Raw genomic sequence first — 16,892 nt, 5'->3', positions numbered from 1 at the left:
AATTTATGTAACTAGACGTTTATTTCATTTGAGTTAAACAGGGGAGCTAATTGGATTTTTCTAAAAAAAATTATGAAAAAGGGGTATCTGTGAAAAACGTTAACATTGATTTGTGGAACCGTTACCTGAATTCTGTTAGCTATGCAAAGACTTTCGCCAAAATTCCAATAGATGATCTCGAACTCTTTACTCTTCTTTTTGAAGCACAAGAAGACTTTAAAGTACAAGCAATGAGTTTGGATTCAATAGGAATATTCAATCTTGGAGCTAATTTTACTACTGCTATGGGAATGGTGGGATTACTTAGTCCATATGGTTTGATTGATCACTTGGAGCACACTTACAATGATGTTCATTTCATGGCCTCACTCTTAAGCTATGAGAAAATCTATTATTATCGAGACGTGAATGGCAATCAATTGAGTTTTTATACTCACGAACCTTTTGAGCAGTATGATTCTGTCATAAGTCAACTAGGAGGGCGCTACTTTCGAAATTCACTGGAAAAAACATGGAAAGCTACTCGTGTGATTGCTGGTAATATGCTGGCGCCTGCAGATTTTCCGTATGGTGCTGTGGTTGCTTTTTTTGTAGGAGAGGCTTTTTCTCATCGGAAATCTATTTGTATTCGCGCTTGGCACAACATGCTTGGATATCTGGAGCCAGAAGGATTTTTTGCCACTGCTGTTATGTTGGAGTCCGAAGAATTTATAACTCCGGATGGGATTCGTATTCCGTTAGGGAGATTTACTTTAGAGGATTTGTATAAGATTTTCAATCAAATGCCAGTGGAATATAAAATTTATGTCACATCTGGGAATAATGACATTCGACTAGGATACAATCGAGTAGCTCTAATAGCAGGAAGAATAAAGCAAAGTTACAATTAGGAAAATTTCCTCCATGTTAGTTTCAACAAATTCAAAACATGGAGGAGTCGGAAAACATGTAATATAGTTGAAAATATCATTAAAATATAGATGTTAAGAAATTCTGTAATAACATCTAAAATAATTTTTATTTATTCATAATATTGAAATTGAAATATAACTAATAAGAGCTGCGCTAGAAGTGCAGAACAGTGTTTTAACTGTTAGAAATATAAGGTTGCACAAATAACTCAGTGGCGTTACCAGACCGCGGCGTTTTCAAAACGAGTTAGACTAACAGGGAAATATCAAGCAGGATAAATGGGGAGGAGACATAGTGCAGCATCATTTGGATGTAACGTACACTGATATCCGCGAGGCACAGAAGCGGATTAGTTGCTATGTGAACAAGACACCAATGGAAAAGTCGCCCAAGCTGTCGGCGATGATAGGGGCGAACAATATTTGGCTCAAGGAGGAAAACCGCCAAATGACTGGCGCGTTTAAGTTCCGCGGCGTGATCAATCGGATGCTGTTGATGACAGCAGAAGAGCGTGAAAAGGGGGTGATCACCGCTTCGTGCGGGAATCATGGCTTGGCAGTCACGTATGTAGCAAATAAACTGGGTATTCTAGCCAAAGTCGTCGTGCCTGAGTATACCATTCTGAAGAAGCGGGAAGCAATCCAATCCAATGGAGCGGAGTTGCTTGAGTATGGCAGCACATACGACGAGGCGGAGGCTCACGCCCAAGAACTTGCTTACCGCAATGATTGGATCGATATTCATGGGTCTGAAGACGAGTCGATCATCGCTGGACACGGTACGATTGGGTTAGAGGTACTAAAAGAAAATCCTGACATCGACACACTGATTGTCCCAGCTGGTGGAGGTGGTCTATTAAGTGGATTGTCTATTGCGGCCAAGGCGATCAAAAGCGATATTCGGGTCATCGGTGTTCAGTCGGTGGCATCTCCGCCTTGGTTCCGCTCTTTTCGTGCAGGCGAAATCATCAAGGTGACATACGAAGAGTCTTTGGCGGAGGGACTCAGTGGCGGCATTGGCCAAGGATGTTTTGATATCGTGACTCGTCTTGTCGACGATATTGTGCTCGTCGAAGAGAATGATATCGCTCTGGCGATGGCGTGGCTGTACAAGGAACATGATCTGAAGATCGAAGGTTCGGCAGCCGTTGGTGTCGCTGCACTGCTCGCTGGATACGTCAATGTGAAGGGGAGGAACGTAGCAGCTGTTCTTACTGGATGTAATGTAGATGAACAGGAGTTCAGAAAGATCATTCGAACTCATTCGTAAGATTTTAAGGCACGATAATCTTAGAATGAATATTAGAATCATTGCTACTTTGTAGTATACTTAATATAGTGGTATTTCTAGTGTAAGGAAAGGTAATGATTAACCGATATGTGCGAGATTTGAACAAACAAGCGTGGCCGAACATTCTCGAAAATGCACTACAAATCGGAGTGGTATTTGTAGATGCTATTTTCGTAGCGAGGTTGGGTCTAGGTGCAGTGAGTTCGCTAGGATTGGCATCCTCTATTCTGATTGTGGTAGGCGTATTCCCAAGTGCAGTCGGCAGCATGACAAATGCCATGGTAGCACAAACACTGGGTGCGAAGAAGAGGGATTCACTTACCTATAAGAAGAGGAAGCTACCCGGATCGAAGCATTTTCCTCATTGGAAAGTGAAGCACTTGCGTTCACTTGGTGTAAGGGTAAGAACAAACGAGCTTCGTCAAATGATGATCATCCAGGCGGTGTACCTATCTGCTGGGCTCAGTTTGCTCTTGGGGCTGCTATGTATCGTTTTTGCACCAGAAATGTTCCGGCTCTATGGAGCTGACGAACAGATCGTGGAGATCGGCGCGGATTATCTGCGAATCGTGGGTGGTGCTTCGATCTTTTCATTTCTGATGGTCACGTTTGGAAGTGCGCTTCGAGGAATCAAAGATAGCAAATCTGCTCTTAAGGCAGGATTTTGGATGAATGCTTTTCATCTGGTAATCGATGCAGCATTCATCTTCTGGTTCCACTTTGGAGTTGTGGGGGTTGCATGTGCAACTGTCCTTTCTCGTATGGTGGGCATGAGCTATCTGATTTTTCAGCTTCGGCGAAAGATCTTCCTTGGTAAGAAGGTTTCGTGGAAGCTGGACTGGCCAATTCAGAAAAGATTGGTGACGGAGTCCCTGCCACTCATGGGATCTAATTTGTCCAATGAGGTCACGATGTTTTACTACTTCCGCATCCTCATTTCCTATGGGCCAGATGTCTACGCTGCTTCACGAATCACACAACAGATTAAAAAAGTTCTGATGCCTCCGATGGTGTCTGGATATACCAATGCCACCATTACACTGGTAGGAGAGCAATATGGAAAGCGAAACTACCGGGAAGTGATGAGGTATTGTAGTTGGGGAATCGGTCTAGTTACCTGCTTTTCAGGGGTTGTTTGGCTCATCCAATTCCTGATCGGTGATTGGATTGTTCGTCTATTTACCAATGATCCTCGGGTATTGCAACATGCTAGTTTCATGTTGTCTGTGTTCGTGATCATGGATAGTTTCTGGGCAATCGGTTCGATCGTAAATGGTGCTTTTCGAGGTACTTCCAATACCAGACCAATTCTCTTTGGTTGGGTGGTGGGATCTGCACTGCTTGTCGGCGGGGTGTGGCTGGTCTCCCATAACCACTGGGGATGGCAACAACTGTTCATCGCACAGACTGCTCAGTACGTCTGTATTGCCCTGCTTGCATCGGTGTGGTTCTATTTCCGTAGATGGATCACTCGTCTCGATAAGAAAAAGAAAACGAATTGAGACAGATCACCCCTCCTGCTTCAACAGGAGGGGTGTAGCCGTATATGGAAGTGTAATAAGACTGAACATCTCTGATGTTTTTGTAACTTCAATTAAGTAACATCCATAAATCTCTTTAGAAGGTGGAGTGAGATCATAATGATTAGATCAATGATGTGATACTACTTTTCTAATTAATCGGTTAATCAAACTGTACTCATGCCGTTTTAATAATTTCCTTTTCATTTCTTACTTTGGCATATTTCCCTTGCCAAGACCCTCGTCTTGCCATCTCTTGATCAATCGCATTTAAAACTTCCCATTTTTTTGTACTCCACATCGGTCCCATCATGATCTCTGGCGGTCCATCACCTGTGATCCGATGGATAATGACATCAGGCGGCAGCATTTCTAGCGAATCGCATACTAAATTTACATACGTATCTTTATCCAAAAACTCTAGTAGCCCTGCTTCATATTGTTTCACCATCGGAGTATTGCGTAGAAGGTGCAAGAGGTGGATCTTGATCCCCTGAATATCCATATTGGCGCATGCTCGGACGGTTTCTAGCATTTCATCGGGTGTTTCACCTGGTAATCCATGAATGATATGTGCACAAGTGCGAATGCCATGTTTTCGCAGTTTGGCAACTCCGTCTATAAAACACTGTGAATCATGTGCTCGGTTGATCAAGTTGGAAGTGTGTTCATGGATCGTTTGCAGTCCCAGTTCTACCCAAAGATAAGTGCGTTCGTTTAATTCCGATAGGTATTCTACTACATCATCTGGAAGGCAGTCAGGACGGGTGGCAATCGATAAACCGATGACATCTTCTTGTTCTAAGATGGCTTCGTATTTTTCCCTCAATTCTTCTACTGGAGCATACGTATTGCTAAATGCTTGAAAGTAACCAAGATACTTTGCATTCGGCCATTTTTCATGCATCATTTTCTTTCCTGCTGCAAATTGTTTTACTAAATCATCTCGTCGATAACCTGCAAAATCGCCAGAGCCCCGAGCACTGCAAAACGTGCATCCGCCCACAGCGACTTCGCCATTGCGGTTTGGGCATGTAAATCCTCCATCCAGCGGAATTTTACATATTTTTTGCCCATGAACTTGGCGCAAATGATAGTTCCATGTATGGTAACGTTTGTCTCCCCATAGTAAGGGTGTATGTTGACTTGGTAAAATCATGAGTAATCATCCTTTAATCTGATGAACTTCCCTCTTAGCTTATATAGAAGCGAGAGACTTCCTGCGCAAATATGTTAAAATAAGAATGCATGTATTTTAAATGAGGGAGGTATGTTGTGTTTGTATTTTGATTTTGATCTATTAGATGGAGAACTTATTCTGTGTCCTAACTTTATTTTCAAATAGCTCTATTTTATCACAAGGTGTATGTGATCGGAATGATATTGGTAAATAATGCCATAATATTACTTTTTTAAAAAAAATGTAAGTGTTATCCAAGCATGTTTTTGCTTTTTAAATCAAGGAATCCCTAAAAAAATCCGACTTACATATGTTCAGAGCAGTCGATTGAAATACTATGCTTTTATGTATTGTTTCTTTCAGAGGAAAGCAGTAGAGTTAGAGAGGGAATTCTTTTTATGTTGTCTGTTTTTCGGGTTTACAACATTTGGAGGTATAATTGGTATAGCGACAGTTTGTTAGGCTAATGCTACTGATAAATTCATGTTTTCTTATGGGCATATGTTGCACTGCATATGTATTCTTTTCTCATGCCTTTGAAGAAGGGGCAGGCTTACGGTATGATAGACATGAGTAAAACAAGTAGGCTCGTCAGGATACATAGCATTGATTTCTTTTAATCGTTAAACTACCAAGAAAGCTCCAGATCGTTTGTTGAATCATACTTATTTTGTTGATATTTTTTTCGAGGTGATCTTTCATGGCTAGAACCAAACTGAAAGCCCAGAGTTTACTGGAATCGGAAATTAAAGTTGCACCGATTACAACTTTTTCCGTGCTTTCACCTGAAGGTAAGATCGTCAATGAAGATGAAGTGCCCAATCTCAGTGACGAACAGCTGCAAGAATTGATGAAACGCATGGTATTTACTCGTGTTTGGGATCAGCGTGCTACAGGACTTGCACGTCAAGGTCGTCTAGGATTTTATGCACCAGTTGCTGGTCAAGAAGCTACCATGATCGGCAGCCAATATGCACTGGACAAAGAAGATTTTATTTTGCCAGGATATCGTGATATTCCTCAGCTTCATTTTCATGGTTATCCCATGTATCAAGCGTTTCTCTGGTCTCGTGGACATCAACACGGCGGACAAATACCTGAAGGGGTAAATGTCCTGTTACCACAAATTATTATTGGTGCACAATATGTACAAGCTTCTGGTGTAGCGATGGCTCTTAAGAAACGAAATACCAAAAACGTCGTAATTACATATACCGGTGATGGTGGCAGTTCACAAGGTGATTTTTATGAAGCAATGAACTTTGCAGGTGTTTATAAACTGCCTGTTGTCTTTGTTGTTCAAAACAATCGCTATGCGATTTCCACACCTGTAACCAAACAAACTGCTGCCGCTTCTCTTGCTCAAAAAGGAATAGCTGCTGGAATCCCTTCTATTCAAGTAGATGGAATGGACGTACTAGCTGTTTACCAAGCTGTGGCAAAAGCAAAAGAACGTGCTGCCAATGGTGAAGGACCAACTCTGATCGAAGCATTGAATTATCGAATTGGGCCTCACTCCATGTCCGGAGATGATCCAACGAGATACCGTACCAAAGAAGAACCTACCGAATGGGAACAAAAAGAACCACTAACCCGTTTCCGTGTATATCTGGAAGGCAAAAAACTTTGGACAGAAGAGATGGAAACAGGGGTCATCGAAGAAGCAAAAAATACGGTCACTGCGGAGATCAAAAAAGCAGACCAATATCCAAAAATGAAAATTGTCGATTTGATCGATAACATGTACGAAACGACTCCTCCCCATCTGGAAGAACAAAAAGCGGAGTATGCAGACTAGGAGGACATTAACATGGCACAACTAACAATGGTAAAAGCAATCAATGATGCTATGCGTGTAGAATTATCCAAAGATGAAAATACCCTTATTTTTGGGGAAGATGTAGGGGTAAATGGTGGAGTATTCCGAGCTACGGAAAACTTACAGAAAGAGTTTGGGGTTGACCGTGTTTTTGATACACCACTTGCAGAATCTGGGATTGGTGGACTCGCAGTAGGACTTGGCTCACAAGGTTTCCGGCCAATTGCTGAGATTCAATTTATCGGATTTATTTTTGAAGCGATGGATTCTATTCTGGTGCAAGCACCTCGTCTGCGTTATCGTTCTGGCGGCCGTTATAACTGCCCTGTAACATTCCGTGCACCTTTTGGTGCTGGTGTAAAATCTCCAGAGTTACATAGTGATAGTTTAGAAGGGCTTATCGCACAAACACCTGGGATCAAAGTAGTTTGTCCTTCCAATCCATACGATGCAAAAGGACTGCTGATCTCTGCCATTCGAGATAATGATCCTGTGTTCTTTATGGAACATCTAAAATTGTATTTCTCCATAAAAGGCGAAGTGCCAGAAGGCGAGTACACAGTGCCGATTGGCAAAGCGAATGTGGTGAAAGAAGGTAAAGATGTCAGTCTTTTTACTTATGGAGCAATGGTTCACACTTCTTTAAAAGCGGCGGAAGCAGCAGAAAAAGAAGGCGTGAGCGTAGAAGTGATCGATCTTCGTACATTGAGTCCATTGGATATGGATACAGTTGTCCAGTCCATCGAAAAGACAAACCGGGCAATTGTTGTCCAAGAAGCACCTAAGCAAGCAGGTATTGCTGGAGAGTTAATTGCTCAAATTAATGAAAAAGCTATTTTTCATCTCGAAGCTCCTGTACTTCGTGTTACTGGACCAAGTACCGTACTTGGTTTCCCGCTGATTGAAGAAGAGTGGATTCCAAGTCCGGAACGTGTGAAAAAAGCGATACAAAAAGTGATGTCTTACTAAGGTAAGGCGGTGGATGCACCACCGTCTCTTAAGAGCTTTTAAGATGATTGGAGGACTTACATATGGCAGCCTATCAATTTAAACTGCCTGACGTGGGTGAAGGTATCCACGAAGGTGAAATTGTTAAGCTATTTGTAAAAGCTGGGGATAAAATTGAAGAATTTGCCCCATTTGCTGAAATACAAACAGATAAAGCAGTAGTTGAGATTCCTTCTCCTGTAACTGGAACTGTCAAAGAAGTGAAGGTAGAAGAAGGAGAAGTCGCCCTTGTAGACTCTGTCATCGCTGTTATTGATGCAGAAGGCGAAGTTCATGATCAAGCAGAAGAGGAAGCAGCACCAGAAGAACCTGCAAAAGTAGAAGAGCCAGTAAAAGAAGAAAAACCTGTTGCTGCAAAAGAGGAAAGTAAACCAGCTAGTGATAAGAAGCAAAAAGTGCTGGCAATGCCATCAACTCGTAAGTTAGCTCGTGAACTTGGTGTAGATATTCATCAAGTAACAGCTACGGGTGAAAATGGCAGAATTACCGCAGAAGATGTGCGGAAATTTGCCGAGGGTGGGGAAGCGAAAGCTGCCGAAGCAGATGAAGTGAAACTGTTGACAGAAAAAACACCAAGTACAACAAGTCCTGCTGCACCAGCAGAGATCGGTTCTGAAGAACGTATTCCATTGCGCGGCATCCGCCGTACCATTGCTAGACGTATGGTAGAGAGCAAGCATACCGCAGCACATGTAACCATCATGGATGAAGCAGATGCTACGGAATTAGTAGCCATACGCAGTTGGGCAAAGCCGATTGCACAGGAGCGCAACACAAAACTTACCTATTTGCCGTTCATCATAAAAGCTGTAATCGCTGCTCTTCGTCAATTCCCAACTTTGAATGCTTCGATTGATGATGAGAAGCAAGAGATTGTGATCAAGAACTACTACAATATTGGTATGGCTACAGCTACCGACAATGGTTTGATGGTTCCTGTTCTGCGTGATGCAGACCGCAAGTCCATCTTTGATCTTGCAGACGAAATTATCGATAAAGCTGTTCGTGGACGTGATATGAAATTAGAAGCGTCCGAGTTTAAAGGCAGTACCTTTACCATTTCCAATATTGGTGGATATGGAACACAACATTTTACACCAATTATTAATTACCCTGAGGTGGGGATACTTGGTGTAGGTACGATTAAAGAAAAACCCGTTGTATATCAAGGTGAAATTGTAGCTCGTCCACAGTTGTACTTGTCCCTTACAGTGGACCATCGCTTAGTTGATGGAGATGTGGCTGCTCGTTTCCTCAGCCAAGTAAAACGCCTCATTGAGAGCCCCAACCTATTGATGATGGAGATGAGATAAAATGGTAGTTGGAGACTTAGCACAAGAAGTAGATGTACTCGTTATCGGAGCTGGACCAGGTGGATACGTTGCTGCTGCACGTGCAGCACAATTAGGTCGTAGTGTTACGATTGTTGATAAAGATGAACTCGGTGGAGTCTGCCTCAATCGCGGTTGTATTCCAAGTAAAGCAATCATTACTGCGGCAGAGCGTTTTACCCAAATCAAAGAAGCAGAAGAAATTGGTTTGGAAGTAAAAGGTGACGTTGCAGTCAATATGCAAAAACTGATGGAATGGAAAAATGGCGTAGTCAAAAAGTTGACTGGCGGCGTAGGCCAAATGATGAAAGGCAACAAAGTAGAAGTAGTTACAGGTGATGTCTTTTTCAATGCCAAAGATGCTGTTCGCGTTGTAGGCGAAACAACAAGCCAAACATATAAATTCCAGGACATCATCATCGCAACTGGTTCCCGTCCATTTGAATTGAAGATATTGCCTTTTGATGGAAAACGCATTCTGTCTTCAACCGAAGCACTCAACCTGCAAGAAGTTCCTGAAAGACTAGTAGTCGTTGGCGGTGGATATATTGGTCTTGAACTAGGAACCGCTTATGCAAAACTAGGTGCGAAAGTTACCATCTTAGAAGGAACAAAATCTTTACTGCCTGGTACAGATGACAAACTTACCCGTATCGTTTCCCGTAAACTGAAAAAACTCGGTGTAGAAGTAATTACCGAGGCTATGGTTCAAGGTGGAGAAAACAAAGGGGAAGAAGTTGTCGTCAAGGCCCAAATAGGCGGAGAAGAAAAAGAGTTCACCGCAGATTACTGCCTTGTAGCGGTTGGACGGAAACCTAATACCGATGAAATCGGCCTTGAAAATATCGGTGTAGAACTGGATGAGCGTGGTTTCATTAAAATTGATGACCAATGCCGCACCAGCGTGGAACATATTTATGCAATCGGTGACTGTGCAGGTGGAGCACTCCTTGCACACAAAGCAAGTTACGAAGGGAAAGTAGCCGCTGAAGTGATCGCAGGACAAAACAGTGCGATCGATTATCAAGCGATGCCTTTTGTTATCTTCAGTGACCCAGAGATCGCATACACCGGTCTCACCGAAACACAGGCAAAAGAACAAGGTTATAACCCTGTTGCATCACGTTACTCCTTCGTAGCAAATGGACGCGCATTGTCCATGAACCAATCCGAAGGATTTGCCCAAGTCGTAGCAGACAAAGACAGTGGACTCCTTCTAGGAGTACAAATCGTCGGCCCAGAAGCATCCTCCTTGATCGCAGAAGCAGCATTTGCCATCGAAATGGGTGCACAAGCGGAAGACCTAAGCCTCACCATCCATGCGCATCCAACATTACCTGAGGTAATCATGGAAGCTGCTGATTCTTTGGTATTGCGGTTGAATAAGTAGAGTTAGCTTATATAGAGCATTGTCATGGCAGTTTCCTTTTGGGATATGCTCATGGTGATGCTTTTTTTTTTGGCTCTGTTAAACGATTTTGTTGATAATTGAATAAAATGAATTTTTGTTCTATAACGGTTATATAATTATGGCAAAAGTGATTGGTTTCAAATGGCATGAAAGGACATCATTAAAAATGAGTTTTCATATAAGCTTGAAAGCACTTAGGAGGGTGATTAGTGTGGATCAGTCAAAACCAGTATGGTATAAGACCTGGTGGGGTGTTCTAATCGCAATTTTCTTTATTTTTTCTGTGTTGTTTTTGATTTGGGGATTTTTAGAAAAACCCAAATGGCTCAAAATTGAAGTTTCAAATTGTACCATCGCACTTATCTCAGTAGTATTCACATATCTCTTTTTACGTGTGAGATTAAGAGTCACAAAATTTATCTTTGGTTTATTATGGTTACTCTTTTTGCCAAACACAGCTTACTTATTCACCGATTTGGGACATTTAAGTTATCAATGGAATATTACAGCATTTCCATCTAGTCGCATGCTGTTGCTTGTGCAGTATTTACTAATGGAATTGTTCGGAATAATAACGTTTCTCTTTTCATTTCTTCCATTCGAGAAAATTGTGGAACGAGTAAATGTTTTCAAAAAAAGAAAAGTTATATGGTTAATCCTTTTTAATTTCCTTGTTGCTTTTGGAGTGGTGTTGGGGAGATTTCAGCATATAAATTCTTGGATACTGTTTACCAATCCACTAAAAGTGGTTGAATTAGTGATAAATATATTCGTGTCTTTTGATCTTTTAAAACTGTTAATATTATTTGGACTACTCTGTAACTTCATTTATTTTCTTTTTCGTAGTTTGTTTTTTCAAAGAATAAAAAAATATATTCGTTTATTTGATTAGAATGCTTATCTTTCTGTGAAGGGGTAACAAAATGAAAGGACCTTAATTTAGGTCCTTTCATTTTATACGATTATCAACAATATTATTTAACAGAGCCTTCTTTTTAAAAATGTTGGGGTTTTAAAAGGAAGTAGTTGGCTAGGAGTAAAAGAAAGCTATTCAAACAAAGGAGTAATCAATTTAATTGATTACTCCGCTTGAACCTCAAAATATGTTACTGAATTTTATAAAACAGAACTAATTATAATAAAAGTCTGTTTTTTATCCTTAATAGTTAACCTTCTGGATCGCCTTCATAATAACTAGACATTTTCTAAAAGACCTCCTTCTTCTTTATCTCTAATTTGTTGCCTGATAAGATATGTCTTCTCAACAGATGTTAAAAACTCATCTTTTTGCTCAAGTTTCTTATAACACGTACATATGTTGTCCATCATCTCAAGTTTAAGATAGAGAAATTCATGATGTTCTGCAAGTTCATAGCCTTTTTCAAAAGAGGAGATAGCATCAGTGTAGGCATTTTGTACGATGTTTACATGTCCCTTTGCTTGTAATGCTTTGATTTGTCCAATTGCATCCCCATTTTTTTTACTGATAAATAAAGCTTTCTCTAAATATTTATTTGCAGTTTCTGGATCATTCTCTTTCAAATATAGCATTCCTACATTCATATAAGTAGGTATTAATAAATATTCCCGCTTTATTTTTGATTGAATGTCTAAAGCTTGAAAGAAGTATTCTTTAGCTTTCAAAATGTTACCCTTATGGAGAAATATATTACCCATTGTATTCCAAAGTGTCAATAACCTGTCGAATTCAAGGTTTAACCAAGCGATATTAATACCTTTTTGAGCAAGTTCGTATGCTTTTTCGGTCATACCAATTTTGTTCCATACATTCGCATACATTTCATAATACTGGATGATGACTGATAATCTTACAAGCTGAAACATATCCTCTGTTTTGTCAAATGCAGAAATACTTTTTTGTAACTGTTCTAATGATACGATGATTTTCTCTTGATTGTTAACCTTATCATTGTTCATTTTCTCAAGGTATACGCATCTATTTAACAATAGAAAATATTTCATATACAACCGATCACCTTGATCAATAAAACTCTGTAATCCTTTTTCAACATATTGAAGTGCTCGTTTAAAATCACTTTGGAAAAAGGCAATCCTTGCAAGATCATTCAAGCAACCAGCTAAAATATTAGACTTCTTCAACTCTTGATTTTCCTCATATTGCTCTTCTATAAGTGCAATAGCATCTCGTAAAGATTTTTCAGCCTGTGACCATTTTTTTTTCTCAAAATAACATTTCCCCCATAAATAAAAAGCAATAGGTGCAAGATTTTTACTGTGTTCGAGATATTTATTTTTATTAAGTTTATCTAGTTTCATTAGCGCTTCATCCGGTTCAGCAGAAGTAATCATTTCAATTTTTAAGAGTTCTTGTTGAGTATCCTGCATTCTTTTTTTTGCTTCTGATAGTAATCCGAATATATCTTCTTTCATCTCTATCACTTCTGCATAAGAAATCAGGTTTTCTTCTTTGACTCGGTGGTTTCCAAGTTCGATGTTACTAACCGTCGAAACAGATAATCCTGATTTGTGGGCTATATCCTCTTGTCTTAACCCAAGTTTCTTTCTAGCTGTACGAAAAATTTCTCCCAATTTTTCTTTGCTAAAATTCGGAAGGGACATGAAAATGATCCTCCTTGTATTTTTCTTAGAGTTTACATTAGTGTTTTTATAATTAAGCAAAAGAAACGGTAATTCCTTCCGATTGATGGATTTTTATTAGAAAAAACAGTAAATATATAAATTTGTAATTATTTTCTAATTAAATTACAATTATAATTGTTCAGAATAATGGAGTAGAGTACTAATTGATGTTTTTAAGATGTTTGCTTTGAAAATGACTGTGAAATGGATTGTTTTCAAATGAAATTACAATAAAGAATGTGAAATTAAACTTTTACTTGCTTGTTTTTTATTCGTGGTGTGTTGAGTATAACCTTTAAACAAACACTATTATAAATCAGGAGGATGATCATGAAAGCAAATCGAGTAAATACATCTTTACCATCTCTACCAAATTGGAAGGAAAAAGAATCAAACTTTTTTCAGCTTATCGTTGCTGGAAGTTGGGACAAAGTAAAAAGATTTTGGGAGTTTATCAAGTCTTTTTCAGGATATCGATTGTCTCATAATTACCAGAAACTATTTGATCATTTGGATCAGAAGAAAGATTTGCATATGGTCATGCAGTTAGAAGAGACACCATCCTTTCTATCTCGTTTTCGTAAGAAAGAGAGTATGGTTCAAATTCAAACGATAGATGGAAAAAAGATTGAATTCTCTTTGTTAAATGTTCAGGTCATAGAAATGCTGAATGGAATGACCTATATACAGGGGAAATCGCATGACATATTCGCCAATCCCATTCACACTCAGAGGAACGAAGTAGAAGTAGTTACATGCACAGTGGTGGATACAAAGGAAGAATGTCAGAGATGGAACTAAGAGAAACAGTGGAGACAAGCAAAGAATTATCAGAATATTTTGTTACTGTTGCGGCGAGGGAGATCACTATGTGGAGCTTGTAGAAAGATTAAAGAAAGCCGATACCCGTTACACTCTCTTGGAAGCGGTTTATATTCTCCTGCATTACGGAGATCATTATTTAAATCAAAAAATGAAGGGAATGAACCAGAAGAGACTGGAGAATTTCTTTCGATTTTTTCGAACTGGGGATAATTGAGAAGGTTAGTCAATTTTGATTTCTTGCACCGGAACCGAGTTGACATATTCTAAACTAATTCATATAATATGACTGACTGGTCAGTCTCAGTATTTGAATGGAGTATTTCCAACATCTTTAGGAGGTCTTTACATGCTCACCATTGAAACAAGCATCGGAAGGGTGGCTTACAAGGAACAAGGAACTGGAATTCCTTTGGTTCTTCTTCATGCGAATCCAGGTGATCACCAGCACTTCGAAGGTATCATTCCAACTCTTTCCCGAACATATCGCACTATTGCTCTTGACTGGCCTGGCTACGGAGGTTCTCCAGCACCCCAACCTCCTCAATCGGCCACCGCTATGTTGATGGCTGATGTGTTGGAAGAGTTCGTAGAGAAGATGAATCTCGAATCTGCCATTTTTATAGGAAATTCTGTTGGAGGTTATGCAGCCGCACGTCTTGCGATTCGACAACCTGATCGCATTCTCGGGCTTATCCTTGTTTCTTCGGGTGGATTTACGTCAAAAACGATGTTGACCCGATTGTTGTGTAGAATCAAAGGGAACGAATTTGTCACTCGTCAAATTGCTACTCGTTTTGCTAAGTTTTACCTCAAAAATCGCACACCACTTGTGGAGAAAATTATTTCACGTATAGATAAAGGACGTACAGTTTCTTCACGGGTAGCGGTTGACGCTGCTGTCTGGCGTAGCTTTCTCCATCCCGAGTATGATTTACGTTCCTCAGCCTCACATATTACATCTCCAACACTTTTAGTCTACGGTCGTTATGATCCAGTTATTCGCTTTGACCGTGATGGCCAGAATACCCTAGCAAGTGTGCCAGGTGCAACAACGGTTGTTTTGGAAACAGGTCATGAGCCTTTTTCAGAAGATCCGGAAGCATTTTTGCAAGCGATCGATCCATTTTTGCAATCTCTCTTATCGGAAAGGAGATCTTATGGTTCATCCAACACGACAAGCTCTTCTTGATGCTGGCTACGAACTCAGCGTGACCACAGGCCTCACCCGTCTTACGGTAGACGCTATAGTCAAAAAGGCAGGGGTGGCCAAAGGCACATTTTATGTGCATTTCCAGGATCGCACCAGCTTTCTTGCTGCGCTCCACGAGCAGTTTTACGATCGATTAAGTGACACAATTTTCAAGGCAATCGCAGGATTATCTCCGGGGGGAGAGCGCCTTCGTACTAGCACGAAAACGTACTTGGATGGGTGTTTGCAGGAGCGCGCAGTCAAAGCGCTTTTGCTGGAGGCGCGTTCTGAAACACTGATTAGCGCGGAGGTGCAACGGCGCAGAGCGGAATTCTTCACTCTGGCTCATGCGGATTTTACGGCACTCGGATGGCCAGATGCCGATATCAGCGCCCAACTCTTTGTTGTTCTAATAGCGGAGGCTGCACTGATAGAACTGGAAACGGGCCATAACGATGCTGTTCGACAAGCACTCTGGCGCTTTGCGCATATTGAACAGGGTGCTGAAAAAAACAATGAGGATTGAAAGGATGAAATCATGAAGATTATACGTATGTATGAATACGGCGGACCTGAAGTACTGAAGGTAGAGAAGACCGATCCTCTCAAACCGAAACCTGGCGAGGTGTTAATCCAAACCGAAGCAATTGGCGTCAATTACACCGATATTTCAGTTCGTCGCAATGCCACTAGAAAACCAGCGCCATTACCGTATACTCCTGGAGTTGAAGTGGCGGGAACAGTGATAGAAATAGGAGAGGGTGTTACAGGTGTCTCAACCGGATCACAAGTGATCGCGCTAGTTCCACACGGTGGTTACGCAGAGTATCTTACGGTACCTGCCGTTGTGGTCTTCCCAATACCGGCAGGTATGGATGCGGTGGATGCGGCTGCTCTACCATTGCAGGGAATCACTGCATACCAAATTATTTCCACTTTTGGGCGTTTGCAACCAGGTGAACGAATCTTTATTCAAGCCGCTGCGGGAGGAGTAGGAACAATGGCCGTGCAATTGGCCAGAGCATTGGGTGCAGGGCAGATCATTGCCTCAGCCAGTACCCAGGAGAAACTCGATCTAGCGCTTTCCCTTGGGGCCGACGTAGGGATCAATTACACCCAAACGGGGTGGATAGACCGCGTTATGGAAGAAACGGATGGAAAAGGAGTCGACTTGCTTCTTGAAATGAAGGGAGGGAGCACATTTTCCGAGAACTTCACCTACTTGGCACCGATGGGGCGCATTGTCATGTTCGGAGCTATTAGTGGGCAACGAGGGATCGTTGACAGCGAAAAGCTCACTTCACGATGTCATACAGTGACAGGGTATTACTCCGGGTTTATTAGTACTCGACCCGACTTGTTTCTTCAGGACTTGAGCGATCTTTTCCGTCGCGTGAGTTCAGGACAAATCAGGCCGATTGTGAATCACCTTTTCCCCTTGGAGGAGGCAGCGCAAGCGCATCGCTTAATGGAAGCTCGTCAAACGACGGGGAAAATCATATTACTTCCTACGTCTTGGTGAAGAATTAGGGTTTGGTAGAGGCTGATGCCATTGATAAACCTAGGGAGTCAGCAGAATCGAAGCGGCGTCGGTTAACAGTATGGGTTATCAACCATCGGCGGTGCGGCGCGTATGGATACCTTGACTTGGAAGAAGGCGAAACGCCCATGCCCACCTAGCCGATAACGGGAGAATCACCCGGATTGACCCCTATCAGCTCTGCTTAGGCGGGGGAATACGAGTTAAGGAAGATAGTAAGGGATAGATAAATACACTGGAAGAAT

The 16,892-nt window shown here is 41.2% G+C and carries 15 protein-coding genes; 13 read left to right on the top strand and 2 right to left on the bottom strand.

The annotated features are described in order from the left end of the window. The first annotated feature begins 50 nt into the window (after window positions 1–50). The 3 genes from AC5WOF_RS03815 to AC5WOF_RS03805 all read left to right on the top strand — a co-directional run bounded on the left by AC5WOF_RS03815 (window position 51) and on the right by AC5WOF_RS03805 (window position 3,704). A complete protein-coding gene (locus AC5WOF_RS03815) occupies window positions 51–890 on the top strand; it encodes a hypothetical protein (protein ID WP_496048608.1) in 840 nt (279 codons plus the stop codon). 316 nt (window positions 891–1,206) lie between these two features. After that, window positions 1,207–2,181: a threonine ammonia-lyase gene (locus AC5WOF_RS03810; protein ID WP_496048607.1), complete on the top strand. Its 975-nt coding sequence runs from the start codon at window positions 1,207–1,209 to the stop codon at window positions 2,179–2,181. A gap of 95 nt (window positions 2,182–2,276) precedes the next feature. Continuing rightward, entirely contained in the window at window positions 2,277–3,704 is a 1,428-nt protein-coding gene (locus AC5WOF_RS03805; protein WP_496048606.1) for an MATE family efflux transporter, read from the top strand. Between the two features lie 196 nt (window positions 3,705–3,900). Here the strand turns inward: AC5WOF_RS03805 and mnmL are convergent, their stop codons facing one another. Further along, entirely contained in the window at window positions 3,901–4,881 is a 981-nt protein-coding gene (gene mnmL, locus AC5WOF_RS03800; RefSeq protein WP_496048605.1) for a tRNA modification radical SAM protein MnmL/YtqA, read from the bottom strand. Between the two features lie 721 nt (window positions 4,882–5,602). Between mnmL and pdhA the strand changes: the two genes are divergently transcribed. The 5 genes from pdhA (at window position 5,603) to AC5WOF_RS03775 (ending at window position 11,363) form a co-directional block, all read left to right on the top strand. Beyond that, on the top strand, window positions 5,603–6,700 hold the full coding sequence (pdhA, locus tag AC5WOF_RS03795) for a pyruvate dehydrogenase (acetyl-transferring) E1 component subunit alpha (protein WP_496048604.1): 1,098 nt from the start codon (window positions 5,603–5,605) through the stop codon (window positions 6,698–6,700). 12 nt (window positions 6,701–6,712) lie between these two features. Next, a complete protein-coding gene (locus tag AC5WOF_RS03790; protein WP_496048603.1) occupies window positions 6,713–7,690 on the top strand; it encodes an alpha-ketoacid dehydrogenase subunit beta in 978 nt (325 codons plus the stop codon). Between the two features lie 62 nt (window positions 7,691–7,752). Further along, window positions 7,753–9,042 (top strand): dihydrolipoamide acetyltransferase family protein, encoded by a 1,290-nt coding sequence (locus AC5WOF_RS03785; RefSeq protein ID WP_496048602.1) that lies wholly within the window; start codon window positions 7,753–7,755, stop codon window positions 9,040–9,042. Window position 9,043: 1 nt separating this feature from the next. Beyond that, window positions 9,044–10,450: a dihydrolipoyl dehydrogenase gene (lpdA, locus tag AC5WOF_RS03780; RefSeq protein ID WP_496048601.1), complete on the top strand. Its 1,407-nt coding sequence runs from the start codon at window positions 9,044–9,046 to the stop codon at window positions 10,448–10,450. A gap of 232 nt (window positions 10,451–10,682) precedes the next feature. Next, complete coding sequence (locus tag AC5WOF_RS03775) at window positions 10,683–11,363, top strand: DUF1361 domain-containing protein (RefSeq protein ID WP_496048600.1); 681 nt, start codon at window positions 10,683–10,685, stop codon at window positions 11,361–11,363. A gap of 302 nt (window positions 11,364–11,665) precedes the next feature. On the opposite strand, the gene AC5WOF_RS03770 is transcribed toward AC5WOF_RS03775, so the two are convergent. Next, a complete protein-coding gene (locus tag AC5WOF_RS03770; RefSeq protein ID WP_496048599.1) occupies window positions 11,666–13,132 on the bottom strand; it encodes a tetratricopeptide repeat protein in 1,467 nt (488 codons plus the stop codon). Window positions 13,133–13,423: 291 nt separating this feature from the next. Here AC5WOF_RS03770 and AC5WOF_RS03765 point away from each other — a divergent pair, with 291 nt between their 5' ends. From AC5WOF_RS03765 to AC5WOF_RS03745, 5 genes are all read left to right on the top strand, one after another. Then, window positions 13,424–13,894, top strand: coding sequence for a hypothetical protein (locus AC5WOF_RS03765; protein ID WP_496048598.1), 471 nt, complete (start codon window positions 13,424–13,426; stop codon window positions 13,892–13,894). Between the two features lie 70 nt (window positions 13,895–13,964). Continuing rightward, window positions 13,965–14,132, top strand: coding sequence for a hypothetical protein (locus tag AC5WOF_RS03760; protein WP_496048597.1), 168 nt, complete (start codon window positions 13,965–13,967; stop codon window positions 14,130–14,132). 132 nt (window positions 14,133–14,264) lie between these two features. Next, entirely contained in the window at window positions 14,265–15,107 is an 843-nt protein-coding gene (locus tag AC5WOF_RS03755; protein ID WP_496048596.1) for an alpha/beta fold hydrolase, read from the top strand. Further along, window positions 15,076–15,633 carry a TetR/AcrR family transcriptional regulator gene (locus AC5WOF_RS03750; protein WP_496048595.1) on the top strand — a complete coding sequence of 186 codons (558 nt, stop codon included), beginning with the start codon at window positions 15,076–15,078 and terminating at the stop codon, window positions 15,631–15,633. Before AC5WOF_RS03755 ends, AC5WOF_RS03750 begins: the two co-directional genes overlap by 32 nt. 99 nt (window positions 15,634–15,732) lie before the next feature. Then, complete coding sequence (locus tag AC5WOF_RS03745; protein ID WP_496048594.1) at window positions 15,733–16,629, top strand: quinone oxidoreductase family protein; 897 nt, start codon at window positions 15,733–15,735, stop codon at window positions 16,627–16,629. Window positions 16,630–16,892: the final 263 nt, after the last annotated feature.

The organism is Shimazuella sp. NTD250 (assembly GCF_059510375.1).
This window is presented reverse-complemented; position numbering and strand designations above follow the sequence as displayed.